Below are 14,959 nucleotides of genomic sequence, written 5' to 3' on the forward strand. Positions count from 1 at the left end.
CTGGCAAACGACCTGGCGGAGTCCCGGCGAAGCTGGCCGGCCTGTACGGTCCACCGCATGGTTGACGAGTTCGATGTGGCTCAAGCTCTGCGCGGTGGGATACTCGACAGGGCGCGAGCCTGGGCCTTCGTTCGGGACTTTGCCGCAGCGTGGGCGGAGCCGCTCGCCGACGGCGCGGGTACGCGAACGGAGGAGCTGGAGCGAGCCGAGGAGATGCTGGGGCTCACGCTGCCGACCGCGTTGCGCGAGGCGTACTCGCTTCTCGGTACGCGTCACGACCTCACCGGCAACCAGGACCCGCTGCTGCGCCCTTCCGAGCTGTTCGTGCACGACGAGTTCGGTGGAGTGCTCGTCTTCCGCAGCGAGAACCAGGGATGCGCTTTCTGGGGAGTGCGGCTGCGGGACCTCGGTCAGGACGATCCGCCGGTGTTCGTCCAGTCACGGGATGGTTGGGTCCGCTACCTGGAGCGGGTCTCCCTGGCCTGTGTCGAGCTCGTACTCAGCGAGACGCTGCTTGGCAGCGAAGGACGGCTCTACAACGCCTGCGAACTTCCCGCCAGCCTGATTCGAGAGCTGCCGAGTCGGTTCGCGCCGGTGGAGTTTCCCGAGTACCCGATGTGGACGGGGAAGGAAGAGTCACCCGTGTGCTGGTTTTCCGCGCCGGGGAAGCTCTTGCGGCTCGACGGACTGAGTGACCACAGCTGGCTGCACGTTCGGGGAAGTACGTTCGCCGACCTGGAGTCGCTCTGCGCCACCCTCCCCGGCCACTGGGTACGTGGGTACTCAGAGCCGTTGGAAGCCGACGAACTGCCTTTCTAAGGGCGTGCCGGTAAACAACTTGCTGTCGAACACCCTGCTTGAGCAGCGGTGTCAAGGGCTACAACACGCAAGTTAATGCTCTGCACGCCCTTAGGCACCCGAGGGTCTGCTTGGATGACCGGGAAAATCTGTGAGTCGAGCGTAACGGGGGCGCGAGAATGACTGATCCGTACATCATTCTCAACGAACTCGCCCAAGAGCTTCGACCGATGCCACAGGGAATCGAGTGGTTCGAGGGCCTCTCGACTGAGGAGCAGTCCAACACCCTGCGCCTCCTGTCACATTTCTGCATTCAGGCCCGCGCCACCACCGAGGACGGCCCGGAAAGTATCCGCCGCTCCGGACTTCGCGCCACGCACACGCCGGCAGTCCTGATCGTACGAGGGCGGATCGACCAACAACTCGGGAAGATCGCCAGTCTCACCCCTCACGATGAGCGCCTCAAATCATTCCGGCTATTGATCGCGGTGCTGGCAATCGCCGACGGGAGCGATTCTGCTCCGACAGTTGCGGCCACGAATGGCATTGCCTGTCCATTGACACCCCCGAAGCCTCGGCCTGATCCCTCGCGCTTTCGCGCCTACCGGGCCAGCGGCCGGAGGGGAAACATCGCGCTCAGCCTCGGCAGTTTGCGCATAGCCTCGACCAGCGGCCCAGCTCAGCACGGCGGTGTCATCCACCCCGAAGAGTCGCAGCACCGGCTGCGGCTGCCGCCCGGCTTCGGGGTTCGTCAGTCGCGAGCCGTGTCAGACCTGAGTGCGACACTGCGCCCCATGTCTCTTGCTGATCTCGGTCTCGACCAGTGGCGGTCCTTCGAGCTGCCTACCGCACGTCGCGTCGCCCAAGAGGCGGCGCACCAGGTGGAGGGCCACGTGACCGTCGTGGAGACCATGGAGCATCTCGGCGCTCCGCTGCATCGGGTTCGGATCGAGCGGGACGGGCAGGAATTCGCCCTGATACCCGGCGGCGCGGTGACACTCGGATTCGATCTCAACGCCTGGCAGCCGTCACCTGCGCAGGCCGCCGACTATGCAGAGAGCCTGGATCAGGGCTTTGGCTGTGGCTCCGACCTGCGGGCCCACCTCGCGCACGTGCTCAGCCCCCGCCGGAGCGTCACCCTGGCCACGGTGCTCATGGCTGTGGAGGACGAGGATCTGACCGAACCGCCTGCCGACATGCCGGCCGTCCTCGCGGCTCGCGGCCTGCGGATGCCGAGCTCCGACGAGTGGGAGCACGGCTGTGGAGCCGGCACGGACACCCTGTTCCGGTGGGGCAATGACCGCCCCCTCGACCGCATCCCCCACGGGGACCGCACCGGCCCGCATCAGCAGCTGAGCGGCTTCGGCCTGCGAATCGCCCATGACACCTACCGCACGGAACTGACGAGCGACGTCACTGCGGCCCACGGCGGTGACGGCGGCGAGTCGGTGTGCGGGGGGTACGGCTACATGCTGGCGTGGCTGCCCCTGGCTACTGCCAACCGCAACCCCTCCATGGCTGAGTTCGCGTACGGGCCGGACGGTGAAGGCCTCTGCGAGGACTTCTCCACCCGTCCCGTGCTCACGCTCTGATCCACTTGGGCTGTCAAACCTGTACGCCCCGGTTGGCGAAGCCCGCCGGTTGAGGCGCCCGGACCATGGTTGGCTCGGCGTTTCAGGCTCGGCGGATCGGTGCAGGCGGTGGAAGAGTGCCGCTTGCCGGGCCCGTTCTCCTGCCTCCCAAAGTGGGAATCCGGCTCAACTCCTGTGGTGGCGAACCCAGTCCCTGCTCGCCTCAGCGCGAGCCACTTCGGCGTCGTACTGACTCGCGTCGAAGTGGAGCTCCGGCAGCGGGTGGGGCATGGCGCTGTGTCCCTCTCGCGGCATCTCCCAGTCCGACCACTGCACGATCTCCCCGAGTCGCTGCACGACGACGGCCAGGAAGCCACAGCAGCCACCGGTGCAGCCCGGTTCTCCCAGCTCCAGGCGGCGCGCCTCGCGGGTCGCTCGGAGGGGACTGGGGTGGCCAGCCGGCAGCGCATCAGCGGCGTACGGTCCGCGCCCGCCTTCGCCGACCGCCTCTTCGAGCACATCCTCGCCGTTGACCCAGAACCGCACTTGGGCAGCGAACCGGGGTCCAGGAGGCAACACCCTGATCCCCAGGTAATCGAACATTTGACCACCTTATGGGGCGTGCAACAGGTTGACGGGCCGGTCCTGGTCTCGGCCTTGTCCTCATGAGGGGTGTCGCCCCGGATGATCCGGCGGGTCCCCTGCGTTTCTGGGCAGTTCTGCTCATGGGGTCGCGGGCGGAGGAATTCGACGTCGGCCGGCGTGATGCCGGAGGTGAGCACAGGTGGCTTCCGGCAGAGGCGGCGTCGGTGGAGCTGCTGTCGCAGCCACTACGGCTGCCGGCCCACCTACCGGCTGCTGAAGGCGTCGGGTTCGCTGGTCAGCAGGACGGGGCACCGCCGGTGGCGCCCTGCGCGCTGCTGGAAGCCGTTCCGCCGCAGGCAAGGCCTTCCTGAACCCTCCAGGACACACAACTGTGCCTGCCGGGGCTGACCTTCCAGTCCTGCGTTCATTCGCCATCTGGGCGACGGGGATCAGAAGTACGTCGCGATCCCGAAGACTCGACGGAGTTGAGTCATGTCATGCCGATCGCGGTCCGTGGGCTCGTAACCCTGGTGGAAGTAGACCTGCTGTTCGACGGATAGACACGGGACGGGCGTTCCCTCGATAGCGCCGGTCACAAAACATCGTGGGGGATAGAGGAACGGACGCTCCGGTTCGGGCGACGCCTGCACCGCCGAGCCGTCGTCGGCGAAGACGAGAGGATGAAGATCGATTTCCCGGCCGTCCGGAGCCGTGACGACGAATCGGATGGGCCTCCGGCTCAGGCTCTCGACGAACCCCACCTCGGAGAGAGCGGCCATCACAGCGGTCTCCTGGTCCTGCCGATGCATCAGGTCCACGTCGCGATGATCCCGGGTCTGTTCACCGATCAGAGCGTCGATCCCCCATCCTCCGCCGATCCAGACATCCGCTTCAGCCCGTCGCAGCAGAGCCAGGACGGACAACACATCTTCAGCTGTCATCACGCGACGCAGGCTAGAAGCGATCACCTCGGACAGCGAACGGATTCCTTCGGCCGGTCGCCGCAGATCACAGGAGTGGGTCAGGACCGATCGTTGCGGCGGGACATCCCATGCGCCGAACTGCCCACACCTGCACGGACGACCTCGGCCGGCACGTCCCGGACAGGACGAAGCACTGCGGGTCAGAGCCTCGCACTCCCCGCACTCAGCTGGGACAGGACACCGGCAGGGCACCTGCCGCCCGCCGGGAGAGCGCCCACACCGCCAGCGCGGCCACGGCATAGGCGGCGCCGAGCAGGCAGGACGCCCACCACCCCGAGGAGGCGTACGCCCACGCCGTGGTCACGGCACCGAGGGCGGAGCCGAGCGAGTAGAAGGCCATATAGGCGCCGATGACGCTGCTGGAGCGTTCGGGGTGCGCGGCGGTGAGGAGGTGCTGACTGCTCACATGCACGGCCTGGACGGCGAAGTCGAGCAGCACGACGCCTGCGATGAGCGGCCACAGGGCCGGTACCGTCTGCGCGGTGAGCGTCCAGGACACGGCCAGTAGCGCCAGCGACCAGCCGGTGACGGCCTGGGCGCGCCCCGCGTCGGCCCAGATGCCCGCGCGCCCGGCCGCCACGGCGCCGATGAGGCCGGCCAGGCCGAACAGCCCGATGGCCGTCGTACCGAAGTGCCATGGCGCGGCCGCCAACGGCAGGGCCAGCCCGCTCCACAGGGTGCCGAAGGACGCGAACAGGAAGAACGTGATCAGCCCGCGGCCGAGGAAGAGCCGGTCGGTGGCGACGAGATGTCCCGCGGTGGCGAGGACGTCCCGGTAGCGGGCCCGCGCGGGCCGGGCGTCGGGGTCGAGGGTCCGGTGCGCGATCAGGGCGAGAGTGAGGCAGAGCGCGGCGAGAACGGCGTAGACGGCCCGCCACCCGAAGTGGTCCCCCAGTACACCCGCGAGCACGCGGACGCCGAGAATCCCGAGCACCACCCCGGAGGTGACCGTGCCGATGTTGCGGCCGCGCTCGCCGGGCGGCGAGGTGGCCGCGACATAGGCGACCGTGATCTGCACAACCACCGCGAACAGGCCCGCGACCGCCAGGCCGACCCCGGCGATCACCCCTCCGGGCGCGAGGGACGTGATCGTCGCACCCGCGCCGGTGAGGATCAGATGCCCAACGATCAGCGTGCGCCGGTCGAGGACGTCCCCGAGCGGCACCAGCAGGACGAGTCCGGCGAAGTACCCGAGCTGGCCGACCGCGACCAGCCACCCCAGCGCCGAACCGGCCAGCCCGAGGTCGCTGCCCGCAGCCTCCAGCACCGGCTGGATCGCGTAGATCGTGGACACCGCCACCGCGCACACCGACGCCAGGACGAAACGCTGCCCGCTCGTGATCGTCGACGGCATCCCTGCCCACCTCCCGATTGGTTTCAATATGAAACCGTTTGAGATTAAGGCACAATGGTTTCGATCTGCAACTCATGCGGGAGGAGTCCAATGACGGACGCGGTGCCGGCAGACCAGGAGTGGACCGATCCGACGTGCCCGGTTGCGCGCACGGTCGATCTCGTCGGCGACCGGTGGAGTCTGCTCATCGTCCGTGACGCAATGGACGGCGCGGCGTCGTTCACCGATTTCCGAAACCGCCTCGGCGTCGCCCGCAACATCCTCAGCGACCGGCTCCGAAAGCTCACCGCGCACGGCATCCTGGCCACGAGCACTCCCCCCGGGGCCAAGCGCCACACCTACCGGCTCACCGACGCCGGCCAGGAGTTGTTCACCACCGTCGTCGCGCTCAGGCAGTGGGGAGAACGCCATGCCTTCGCCCCCGGCGAGGACCGCTCCGTCCTGGTCGACCACGACGGACGGGACGTGCCCCGCCTCAGCGTTCTGGACCGGAGCGGCCGGCCCGTCACGGCATCGACCTCACACGTGCGCAAGGTCGGCGGGTAACGCGGCCAGGAGATCGCCCGGCCGGCACGCGGGCGCCCACCAAGTGCCGTTCGGCGTGGCAGCTGTCCAGCAGCCGCCCGTCGGCGTGCCGAGGGCCGGCCTTCCCGGAGTTCAGCGCCTCCCCGCCCGCGCCAGGGCCTCGACGGCCTGAGTCGCCAGCGCGGCGACGAGATCGGCCGCGGGCGGCATGTCCGTGACGAGGTCGACGGCCTCGCCCGCCCATACCGGCAGAGGCGGCACAGCGCCTCTTGCCACATCGGCCCGATAGTCCTGCTGGGCCGCGGCGGACGCCGAGAGTTCCGCCTCCCGGCCCCGCCATCGGTCGAGGTAGGGGTGGCCGAGGGTGCGAGCCGTGTATTTCGCCGGCCACCGGGACCCGCGGGCGATGTCGAGAACGCTGTTGCGCTCCGTGTCCTGCCCGCGTCCCCGCACGATCGCCTCGGTGACCGAGGGGTCGGCGAGGGCCTCCGCCGTGGCCTGGAACCGGGTGCCGATGAGCGCCCCCGCAGCGCCCAGGGCCAGGGCGGCGGCCACGCCGCGGCCGTCGGCGATCCCGCCCGCCGCCAGCACCGGTACGGGCGCCGCCAGATCCACCACGACCGGCACGAACGGAAGCGTGGACCGCCCGCGCCGGGCGCCGTGCCCACCGCTCTCGGTGCCCTGCGCCACGATGATGTCGGCGCCCAGGTCCACGGCCTGCCGGGCCTCCTCCAGATCGGTGGCCTGAATGATCACCGCCGCGCCCGCCGCCCGGACGCGTTCGACGAACGGGCTCGGATCCCCGAAGGACAGCATCACCGCCCGGGGCCCGTACTCCAGCGCCTGCTCGACCGCACCGGCACCGGTCGCCCAGCTCAGGAAACCGACGCCCCACGGCTCCTCGACACCAGCCATGACCGGCAGTTCGCGGGCCAGCCAGTCCCGGTCCCCCATTCCGGCACCCAGCATCCCGAGTCCGCCGCCGCGGGAGACGGCCGACGCCAGCGCACCCCCGGCCGATCCGCCCATCGGCGCCAGCACGATCGGGTGCCGTACACCGAGCAATTCCGTGAACGCAGTGGACAGTTCCATGACCGTAAGCATCGCCCTCGCGGGCGTGCCACGTCATCCCGCGCGGCCGGACGGGAGCCGGCGCCTCGTCGGCCTACGTGGACTCGACCCGGCCGAACGGGCCTGAGCCGGACGCCAGTTCGTCCCGCGCCGCCTGCCAGGCGGAATCCCCGGGGTGGAGCTCCGTACGACCGCCCATCTGTTCCGCTTTGTCAACGACCGCCGGACCGCCTCGGTACCCGCCCTCGCACGCACCTCGGCACCCACCCCGGTACCCACCTTTTTGTGGGTACTTGGCAGCCGGCGCCGCCCGGGCGAACCTGGTTACGGAAGACAGCGCGGCAACGCACCCGGCATCCGGCCGGAAGCCGGACGCCGGAGGGGAGGTCATGGCGTCTCGCGTCGCCCGTGCCAGGAGAGTGGGCCCATGCCAGGAACTGCGCCCGGGTCAGAAGGTACGCACCCGGGTCAGGACGCCGAAGGGGACCCGGTCAGCCGCTCCAGGCGGCGGTGTCCCCAGTCGGACAGCGGCGCCAGCGCCTCGGAGAGCTCCCGGCCGAACGGGGTCAGGGAGTACTCGGTCCTGAGCGGCAGTTCGTCGTACACCTCCCGGTGCACCAGTCCGTCGTCCTCCATCTCGCGCAACCCCTGGGTCAGCACCTTCTCGCTGAGCCCCGGCAGCTGACGCCGCAGCTCTCCGGGGCGGCACGGCCCGGACTCCAGCAGCCAGAGCAGGGCGGTCTTCCACTTGCCGTCGATCACCGCGATCGCGGCCGTCACTCCGCAGACATTCGGATCCTGTGCACGGCTGCGTGTCATCTCGGTCTGTCCACCGCTTTCGTCAACGTTTTCAATGGAGTTGAAGCATGTCCACACCCTCCGAACAGTCTGCCGTCACCGTGCTCGGTCTGGGACCGATGGGCCGTTGCCTGGCCCGGGCGTTCCTGGACGCGGGTCTGCGGACCACGGTCTGGAACCGGACCCCGGGACGGGACCGGGAACTGGTCGAACGCGGCGCCACCGGCGCCCCGTCGGCCGGGGAGGCGGTCGCCGCGAGCCCGCTGACCGTGGTGTGCGTCGTGAACTACGACGCGGCCGACGCCGTCCTGCGGAGCGACGCGGTCACGGACGCGGCCAAGGGGCGCACGGTCGTGAACCTGAGCGCCGACACCCCGGACCGGGCCCGGTCCACCGCGGACTGGGCCGCCCGGCACGGCATCCGCTACCTGGACGGCGCGATCATGACGCCGACCACCACCATCGGGACACCGGCCGCCGTGTTCCTCCACAGCGGCCCGGCAGAGCTCTACCGGGAGCACCGGCCAGTCCTGCATGCGCTGGGCGGCACCCATACCCATCTGAGCGAGGAGATCGGCCGGGCGGCCGCGTACGACATCGCGCTGCTGGACATCTTCTGGACCGCGATGACCGGCTTCGCGCACGCCCTCGCGGTGGCGCGGGCGGAAGGGGTCACCGCGCGCGAACTGGCCCCGTTCGCCCAGGGAATCAGCGCGATCCTGCCACCGATCTTCGGGCAGTACGCACAGGCGCTGGACGACGGGGACTTCTCCGGCGAGGACAATCCGCTCACCTCGGCGGCATCCTCCATGGCCCATATCGTCCACACCTCCGAGGCCCACGGCATCGACGCGGGCGTGATGCGCGCGGCCGGGGAACTGGCGCGGCGGGCCGTCGCCGACGGGCATGGCACCGACGGCTTCGTCCGGGTCGCCGAACTGCTCGGCCGAGCCTGAGGGACCGGGCGAACCGGACCCGGCGAACCGGACTGGGCGGGGCCGGCCGACCGGCACCCGCGCCCGGATCACCGCAGGAACGCCTCGACAGCCGCGGTGAACCGGCCGGCGTCGTCGAGCCACGGATAGTGCCCCGCCCCCGGCTGCACGACGAGCGCCGCTCCGGGGAACAGCGCGGCGAATCCGGCCGCCGCCCGAGGGGGGCTGTTCAGGTCGAACTCCCCGGCCAGCAGCAGGACCGGGGCCCCGAAGCCGGCGATCGCCGCGCGGGTGGCGGCCGGGCCGAAGGCGCCCTCCGCTCCGAAGCCGGCGACGGCCTCCGGGTTCTCCGGCCGGCTCGCCACGCAGTGCTCCCGTGCCGCGTCGTCCCACCGGCCGTAGAAGAACGGGGCCACGGCATCCCAGTCGCCGCCCGCCCCCCGGGTGATCGCCTCCAGCGCGGTGGACGCGGCCGGGTACCACGGCTCGTCCTTCCGGAGCGCCGCGAGCTCGCGGCGCTCCTCCCCGGTGATCTCGATACCGACGGCCCGGGTGCTGGGGGTGATCAGGGCGAGCCTGCCGACACGCTGCGGGAACCGGGCCGCGTACAGCGTCGCGATGTTCGTACCGGCCGAGTGGGCGAGCAGGTCCGTCCGGGGAAGGCCGAGGTGTTCGCGCAGGGCCTCGACGTCGTCGACGAGGCGGTCGCAGCGGTAGGACGAGACGTCCTCGGGGACCGCGGACCCTCCGGTGCCGCGCAGGTCCGGGACGATCAGGCGGCGGTGACCGGACAGGCCGCCGAGGTCGCCCAGGTAGCGGGAGTCCGCAGGGCCTCCCGGGACGCAGACGAGCGGGTCGCCGTCCCCGTACGCGCGGTAGGCGAGCCGGGTGCCGTCGGACGCGCAGAAGGTGGTCATACGAGCGATACTGCCAGCCATAACCAGGTTGTACAACGTGGTTATGACGCGGTGGTCAGGTATATAACTTGGTTGTGGCAGGCGGAGAGAAGGACACGCGGCACAGCCCCGGGGCGCTGACCGAGGAACAGGCCGAGCGGATGCTCGCCGGGATGAACGACGTCATCCGCGCGGGCGAGGAGATGCGGAAGCTCCGCGCCGAGATGATCAGGCTGTTCATCGGCTTCGGCTGGACCCAGGACCGTATCGCGCGGCTCACCGACATGAGTCAGCCCGCCGTGTCCAAGCAGGTGACGAAGTACCGCTCCGCCGATCCGGCACCCTCGATGGACCTCTCCCTCGGCCAGCACGACGTTCCGTGGCTGGAGGGACGCCTGTGGGGGCTGGCCGAGGACATCTCCGAGACGTACGCGGACGCCGCCCGCTGCACGGGCTGCGTCAGCGCCCTCGCCCGGGGCAGGAAGCGCTTCACCCCGGAGAACGTCGACGAGCTGCGGCGGCTCGTCGAGGACGATCTGCGGCGGTACGGCGAGGGAGTGCCCGATGTCCACCGGGACGCGGACGCGCAGGCGTTGTCCCGTGCCCACCGGGACGCGTACGACGAGATCAGCCGCGGTCTCGACGTACCGTCCAGGCAGGCCACCGCCCCGGCCGGCGCCGCCCCGCTCGGCTCGGCCTCCGTACGCCGCACCCTCGCCCACCGGATTCAGCGCGACCGGCTCAGGGACGGCTCCTGAGCCCTCGGGCGGGTTTCAGCTGCTCCGGGCGCGGGCGGCGAGGGCGGCCGCCAGGACGCTCGGCACGAGCAGCAGGCCGAAGGCGGCGGCGTACCCGGCCAGGTCGGCGGAGCCGATGCCCAGGAAGAGGTTGAACACGGCCGAGGACACACCCATGACCGCCATCTGGCCCAGGTTCTGGCTGGTCTGCATCGCGCTGCTCGCATATCCCTGCCGGCCCGGCGGACTGTGCGTGAGCGAGAGCAGGGTGAGGGACGGGGCGACCATGCCCATGCCGATGGCCGCGAGCACCATGGCCCCGGCGGCGGTGAGCGCGGGTGTCCCGGGGAGCGTCCCGGCCGCGGCGATCACGACCGCCGCGCCCATCACCAGCGAACCGGCCGTGATCATCCGGTGGCGGGAGACGCGTCCCTGGAGGCGGCCCTGCAGCCAGGAGGCGCCCGCCCAGGCGATGGCGGCGCCCGTGAAGGCCAGCCCCGTCTGCACGGGCGGCACCCGCCGGGCGGTGTCGAGCAGCAGAGGCACGAATGCCTCCAGCGTGAAGTACGCCCCCGATGTCAGACCGCGCAGCAGCACGGCGGCGGGCAGCCCGCGCGCGGCACGCCAGGTGCCGGGCGGCAGCAGCCGGGGCGCGAACACCACCAGCAGCGCCACTCCCGCCACCCCGCACAGCAGGTGGCGCACGTCCCAGCCCGAGACGGCGTACTGCCCCAGCGCCGCGCCCACGCTCACCGCGGCCGCGACCAGCAGCGCGGGGCGCGGCACCCGGTCCGCCGACGCCTCGGAGGCCAGGTCCGCGGGCGCCGCCTGCCAGGAGCGGCTGCGCAGCAGGAACACCACGGCCAGCGAAGGAATCACGGTCAGGGCGGCCAGGCCGTAGAACACCACGCGCCAGGACCACCAGTCGGCCACCAGCCCCGCCAGCGGCGGGCCGGTCAGCGACGGGATGATCCAGCAGGTACTCATCAACGCCAGTGCGCGCGCCCGCAGTCGGTCCGGGTAGGCATGGGCGATGGCGGTGTTGATGGCCACCGCGATCATCCCGGCCGCCACCCCGTCCAGGAAGCGCCCGACCGCCAGTTGCCAGATGGTGGTGCTGGTCGCCGACACCACCAGGGTGACCACCGCCAGCACCACACCGGCCGCCAGCGGACGCCCCGCCCCGGCACGGTCCGCCCAGTCGCCGCCCAGCACCCCGCCGAGCAGGCTCGCGGCGACGAAACAGCCCGCCACCAGCGGGTAGAGGTGGACCCCGTCCAGCTCCCGGGCGGCCGCCGGGAGGGTGGGCACGACGGCGAGCGCGGCGAACCCGGTCAGGAACATCACCGCGGCGAAGCTGATGGTCGCGGCCGCGTACGTCCGGGAGAACAGACGCTCCTCGACGGCGGTCTCCGGCTTCGCCGGAGCACGCTCGGTCATCGCCGTCCGCCCGTCGTCAGAAGGTTGGCCGCCGTGGCGCACAGGACATGTGCCAACCCGTCGGACAGCGCTTTCGGATCATGAGTCACGGGCGCCAAAGCTATGCGGGCGGCGCGACGGCCTGCCACTGGATTTCGGGCCGCCGCGGCTGAGCGGCGGACGTCCGGCGCCCCCTCACCGGCGGGCCATCGCCGCCCCCGCCGCCCGAAGCGCGTCCCCGTCCGCTCCCATCAACAGGTCCGTGCTGTCCGCCCATTGGTCCACGGCCCCGGTCAGCGGCCGGCCGCACAGCTCCGGGTCCGTGAGCGAGGCGGCCAGCGGGCGGGCGAAGCGCTCCGCGTGCAGGACCAGGAACGGCCTGCCGTGGTACGGGCGGGGGGACGGGTCCACCGGGCCGATCAGGCCGCTCTCGTTCTGACGGATCGCCACCGCCTCGTACGCGGCGCAGAGGTGCCGTTCCCGTTCCGGCTGATCCGTGGCCGCCAGCGCGCCGCGCAGGGAGGGCAACAGCCCTTCGGCCGCCTCCAGTTGAGCGAATGCACTGCCCAGCCATTTGCTGTACGGCGCGTACCGTCGCTCCAGGAGCAGGCTCAGGCGCATGAGGTCGCGCACCAGCCGGGCCGCGACCACGGCCGAGCCGAGTTCGTCGCCGACCTCGGCACAGCGCCCCACGAAGGCCTCCTCCTGGGAGATCCGCTGCCACTGGCAGGCCAGCAGGTACCGCCACACCTGTTCGGGATACCCGGCCAGCCGCCGCCGTGCGGCAGTGAGGAGGCCGGGGCCGTCGTGGAACACCGCACCGCCGGTGATCCCGGCGAGTCTCTGCTGCGGCATCGCGAGCCAGTCCCGGACGGCCGGTTCGGCGGTCGACGCGTCGAAGCCGGCTTCCCTGGTCAGCCAGTCGCCGATGCCGTACGCGAACACGCGGTGGCTGACCGGTCCGTCGGTCGTCTCCAGGTGCCCGACCGGGTCGAGCGGATCACCGGCGGGGTGGAAGTGGGTGGACCAGCCGCGGATCTCCTTCGGCAGCCGGTCCGCCAGGAGCCGCCGGATCGCGTCGCCGTGTGCCGCCACGTCGTCCGCCGCGAGGAAGAGGTCCAGCCGCGGGCCCCAGTCGTGGTCGGCCGACCGGGCCGTGTCGAAGCCGAGCACCTCCGAGCCCGGCCCGATCCGCGCGGCGGCGTACGGCAGCCCGGGGAAGCCGGCCTCCAGGATCGGCCGCACGGCCTCCTCGTACAGGATGCGGGAGAGCTCCAGACCTGGCAGGAACGCGGCTTCGGTGTGGGTCATACGGCCACTGTGCGGGGGTGGAAGCGGATCGGCCATCGATTAGTTCCGGGCCGGCGGGGCCACCTCCCAGGAAAGTCTGTTTGCGGACGATCCGCCACAGATCGAATGGCTACGCTGGCAGACATGACCGCCATGGCACCCACACGCACCGCGCCGGACCTCTCCTACCTCCTGGACCACACCAGCCACGTACTGCGGACCCAGATGTCGGCGGCGCTCGCCGAGATCGGGCTCACGGCGCGGATGCACTGCGTCCTGGTCCACGCCCTGGAGGAGGAGCGCACCCAGATCCAGCTCGCCGAGATCGGCGACATGGACAAGACCACGATGGTGGTGACGGTGGACGCACTGGAGAGCGCGGGCCTCGCCGAGCGCCGGCCCTCCGGCCGGGACCGGCGGGCGCGGATCATCGCCGTCACCGAGAAGGGCGCGGCGCTCGCCGGACGGAGCCAGGAGATCGTGGACCGGGTGCACCGGGACGCCCTGACCGGCCTGGACCGCGGCGACCGCGACACACTCCTGCGCGCCCTGGGTCAACTGGCCGGCGGCCACCTGTCCGCCCCGGCCGAGACCCCCGGGGCGACCCGCCGGGCCCGGCAGAGCCGGAAGTAGCCGGACGGTCGGAGCCCGAAGCGGCGCACCCCAAAGATGAGACCGAAAGAAATAGTCCTCAACAAAACCATCTGTTAGCGTCTCTCTTGTTGACCCGACCGACAGGAGAGTCCGATGTCCGCCTCGCAGCCCTCCGGCCCCGGCACCGGCCCCGCCCCGCGCGTGCTCACCGACGCCGAACTGTCCCGGCTGCTCGGGGAGCGGCAGTTCGGAGTCCTGGCGAGCGTGCGGCGCACCGGGCACCCCCACCTGACGACCGTGCTCTACGCCTGGGACGCCGCGGAGCGCGTGGTGCGCGTCTCCAGCACCGCCGACCGCCTCAAGCCCCGCCGACTCCGCACCGATCCGCACGCCGCGCTGCACGTCAGCGGTCCGGACGTGTTCTCCTTCGCGGTCGCCGAGGGCGAGGCCGAGGTGTCGGAACCGGCCGCCGGGCCCGGTGACGCGGTGAGCCGCGAACTGCTCTCCATGACCCCCGGCTTCGAGGACCCCGCCGAGGAGGCGGCCTTCCTGTCCCAGGTGGTCGCCGACCGGCGCGTGGTGATCCGGCTCCGCGTCTCCCGGCTCTACGGAACCGCGCTGGACGTGCCTGCGGCGCAGTGACCCGCGCGGTACGGGCGCCGTCGCCGCAGGACGCGGGACGGCACAGCGCCACCCCGCGTCCGGAGCCGGTTCCGGCACCGGCTCCGGCGGCAGGCCGTGACGGCCCGTGCAGGTCCGGGTGACGGGCCGCCGGGCACCGCGGGCGGCCCGTGGAGCACCGGCGCGCAGCGGAGAGGCTCTAGGATCCCGCCCATGGCACCCGACCCCGGCTTCACCTGCTCCCGCTGCGGCGGACACCACACGGAACTCCCGATGGGGTACTCCACCATGGCACCCGACGTCTGGGACGCGAGCCTGGAGAGCGACCCCGACAGCATGCTCTCGACGGACCAGTGCATCGTCAGGCACGAGCACTACTTCATCAAGGGCCTGATCGAGATACCGGTGGCGGGCAGCCAGGAACCGTTCTCCTGGGGCGTCTGGGTGTCACTGAGCCGGGAGAACTTCGGCCGCGCCCTCGATGTGTGGGAGACCCCGGGCCGGGAGTCCGAGAAGCCGTACTTCGGTTGGCTGACCACCGAGTTGGGGCTCTACTCCCCCCGTACGACCAACCTCAGGACCAACGCGCACACCCGCCCGATCGGCCGCCGCCCGCTCATCGAGCTGGAGCCCACCGACCATCCGCTGGCCGTGGAGCAGCGGAACGGGATCACGCTCGGCCGGGTGCGGGAGATAGCCGAAGCGGTGCAGCACGCCGAGGACAGTTAGCCCGCGTCCGCGGAGTCCCGCCGGGCCCCGATCCGCCGCACGGGCCCTGGACC

General features: G+C 71.2%; 16 protein-coding genes and 1 pseudogene. 9 read left to right on the forward strand and 8 right to left on the reverse strand.

Annotated elements, in window-relative coordinates; genetic code table 11:
• The first annotated feature begins 57 nt into the window (after positions 1-57).
• The 3 genes and pseudogenes from OG322_RS16285 (at position 58) to OG322_RS16295 (ending at position 2,390) form a co-directional block, all read left to right on the forward strand.
• On the forward strand, positions 58-819 hold the full coding sequence (locus OG322_RS16285; RefSeq protein WP_329306581.1) for an SMI1/KNR4 family protein: 762 nt from the start codon (positions 58-60) through the stop codon (positions 817-819).
• Positions 820-1,028: 209 nt separating this feature from the next.
• Positions 1,029-1,247, forward strand: a pseudogene (locus tag OG322_RS16290) (DUF5958 family protein); the annotation flags it as partial.
• Between the two features lie 345 nt (positions 1,248-1,592).
• Positions 1,593-2,390, forward strand: a complete 798-nt coding sequence (locus OG322_RS16295; protein WP_329307738.1) for a hypothetical protein — start codon at positions 1,593-1,595, stop codon at positions 2,388-2,390.
• 165 nt (positions 2,391-2,555) lie between these two features.
• Here OG322_RS16295 and OG322_RS16300 read toward each other — a convergent pair whose 3' ends face one another.
• The 3 genes from OG322_RS16300 to OG322_RS16310 all read right to left on the reverse strand — a co-directional run bounded on the left by OG322_RS16300 (position 2,556) and on the right by OG322_RS16310 (position 5,291).
• A complete protein-coding gene (locus OG322_RS16300) occupies positions 2,556-2,972 on the reverse strand; it encodes a hypothetical protein (protein WP_329306582.1) in 417 nt (138 codons plus the stop codon).
• Between the two features lie 431 nt (positions 2,973-3,403).
• Positions 3,404-3,895, reverse strand: a complete 492-nt coding sequence (locus OG322_RS16305) for a nucleotidyltransferase domain-containing protein (RefSeq protein ID WP_329307739.1) — start codon at positions 3,893-3,895, stop codon at positions 3,404-3,406.
• 205 nt (positions 3,896-4,100) lie between these two features.
• Complete coding sequence (locus tag OG322_RS16310) at positions 4,101-5,291, reverse strand: MFS transporter (protein WP_124284631.1); 1,191 nt, start codon at positions 5,289-5,291, stop codon at positions 4,101-4,103.
• A gap of 90 nt (positions 5,292-5,381) precedes the next feature.
• Here OG322_RS16310 and OG322_RS16315 point away from each other — a divergent pair, with 90 nt between their 5' ends.
• Positions 5,382-5,837: a winged helix-turn-helix transcriptional regulator gene (locus OG322_RS16315; RefSeq protein WP_123460700.1), complete on the forward strand. Its 456-nt coding sequence runs from the start codon at positions 5,382-5,384 to the stop codon at positions 5,835-5,837.
• 111 nt (positions 5,838-5,948) lie between these two features.
• On the opposite strand, the gene OG322_RS16320 is transcribed toward OG322_RS16315, so the two are convergent.
• Positions 5,949-6,908, reverse strand: coding sequence for an NAD(P)H-dependent flavin oxidoreductase (locus tag OG322_RS16320; protein ID WP_123460699.1), 960 nt, complete (start codon positions 6,906-6,908; stop codon positions 5,949-5,951).
• 447 nt (positions 6,909-7,355) lie between these two features.
• On the reverse strand, positions 7,356-7,706 hold the full coding sequence (locus OG322_RS16325; protein WP_123460698.1) for a winged helix-turn-helix transcriptional regulator: 351 nt from the start codon (positions 7,704-7,706) through the stop codon (positions 7,356-7,358).
• Between the two features lie 47 nt (positions 7,707-7,753).
• Between OG322_RS16325 and OG322_RS16330 the strand changes: the two genes are divergently transcribed.
• Complete coding sequence (locus OG322_RS16330) at positions 7,754-8,641, forward strand: NAD(P)-dependent oxidoreductase (protein WP_123460697.1); 888 nt, start codon at positions 7,754-7,756, stop codon at positions 8,639-8,641.
• A gap of 68 nt (positions 8,642-8,709) precedes the next feature.
• Here OG322_RS16330 and OG322_RS16335 read toward each other — a convergent pair whose 3' ends face one another.
• Positions 8,710-9,537 (reverse strand): alpha/beta fold hydrolase, encoded by an 828-nt coding sequence (locus OG322_RS16335; RefSeq protein WP_329307740.1) that lies wholly within the window; start codon positions 9,535-9,537, stop codon positions 8,710-8,712.
• A gap of 74 nt (positions 9,538-9,611) precedes the next feature.
• Between OG322_RS16335 and OG322_RS16340 the strand changes: the two genes are divergently transcribed.
• Positions 9,612-10,274: a sigma-70 family RNA polymerase sigma factor gene (locus tag OG322_RS16340; RefSeq protein ID WP_123460695.1), complete on the forward strand. Its 663-nt coding sequence runs from the start codon at positions 9,612-9,614 to the stop codon at positions 10,272-10,274.
• Between the two features lie 15 nt (positions 10,275-10,289).
• Here OG322_RS16340 and OG322_RS16345 read toward each other — a convergent pair whose 3' ends face one another.
• Both OG322_RS16345 and OG322_RS16350 read right to left on the reverse strand, forming a co-directional pair.
• On the reverse strand, positions 10,290-11,693 hold the full coding sequence (locus OG322_RS16345) for an MFS transporter (RefSeq protein WP_123460694.1): 1,404 nt from the start codon (positions 11,691-11,693) through the stop codon (positions 10,290-10,292).
• Between the two features lie 174 nt (positions 11,694-11,867).
• Positions 11,868-12,983 carry a DUF4037 domain-containing protein gene (locus tag OG322_RS16350; protein WP_329306583.1) on the reverse strand — a complete coding sequence of 372 codons (1,116 nt, stop codon included), beginning with the start codon at positions 12,981-12,983 and terminating at the stop codon, positions 11,868-11,870.
• 123 nt (positions 12,984-13,106) lie between these two features.
• Here OG322_RS16350 and OG322_RS16355 point away from each other — a divergent pair, with 123 nt between their 5' ends.
• The 3 genes from OG322_RS16355 to OG322_RS16365 all read left to right on the forward strand — a co-directional run bounded on the left by OG322_RS16355 (position 13,107) and on the right by OG322_RS16365 (position 14,906).
• The gene (locus OG322_RS16355) at positions 13,107-13,595 is read left to right on the forward strand and encodes a MarR family winged helix-turn-helix transcriptional regulator (protein ID WP_266411377.1); all 489 of its coding nucleotides are present in this window, start codon (positions 13,107-13,109) and stop codon (positions 13,593-13,595) included.
• 114 nt (positions 13,596-13,709) lie between these two features.
• Positions 13,710-14,198 (forward strand): pyridoxamine 5'-phosphate oxidase family protein, encoded by a 489-nt coding sequence (locus OG322_RS16360; RefSeq protein WP_123460692.1) that lies wholly within the window; start codon positions 13,710-13,712, stop codon positions 14,196-14,198.
• A gap of 192 nt (positions 14,199-14,390) precedes the next feature.
• On the forward strand, positions 14,391-14,906 hold the full coding sequence (locus OG322_RS16365; protein ID WP_443066547.1) for a DUF2199 domain-containing protein: 516 nt from the start codon (positions 14,391-14,393) through the stop codon (positions 14,904-14,906).
• Positions 14,907-14,959 lie beyond the last annotated feature (53 nt).

The sequence above is a fragment of the Streptomyces sp. NBC_01260 genome (assembly GCF_036226405.1).
Classification (GTDB): Bacteria; Actinomycetota; Actinomycetes; order Streptomycetales; family Streptomycetaceae; genus Streptomyces; species Streptomyces laculatispora.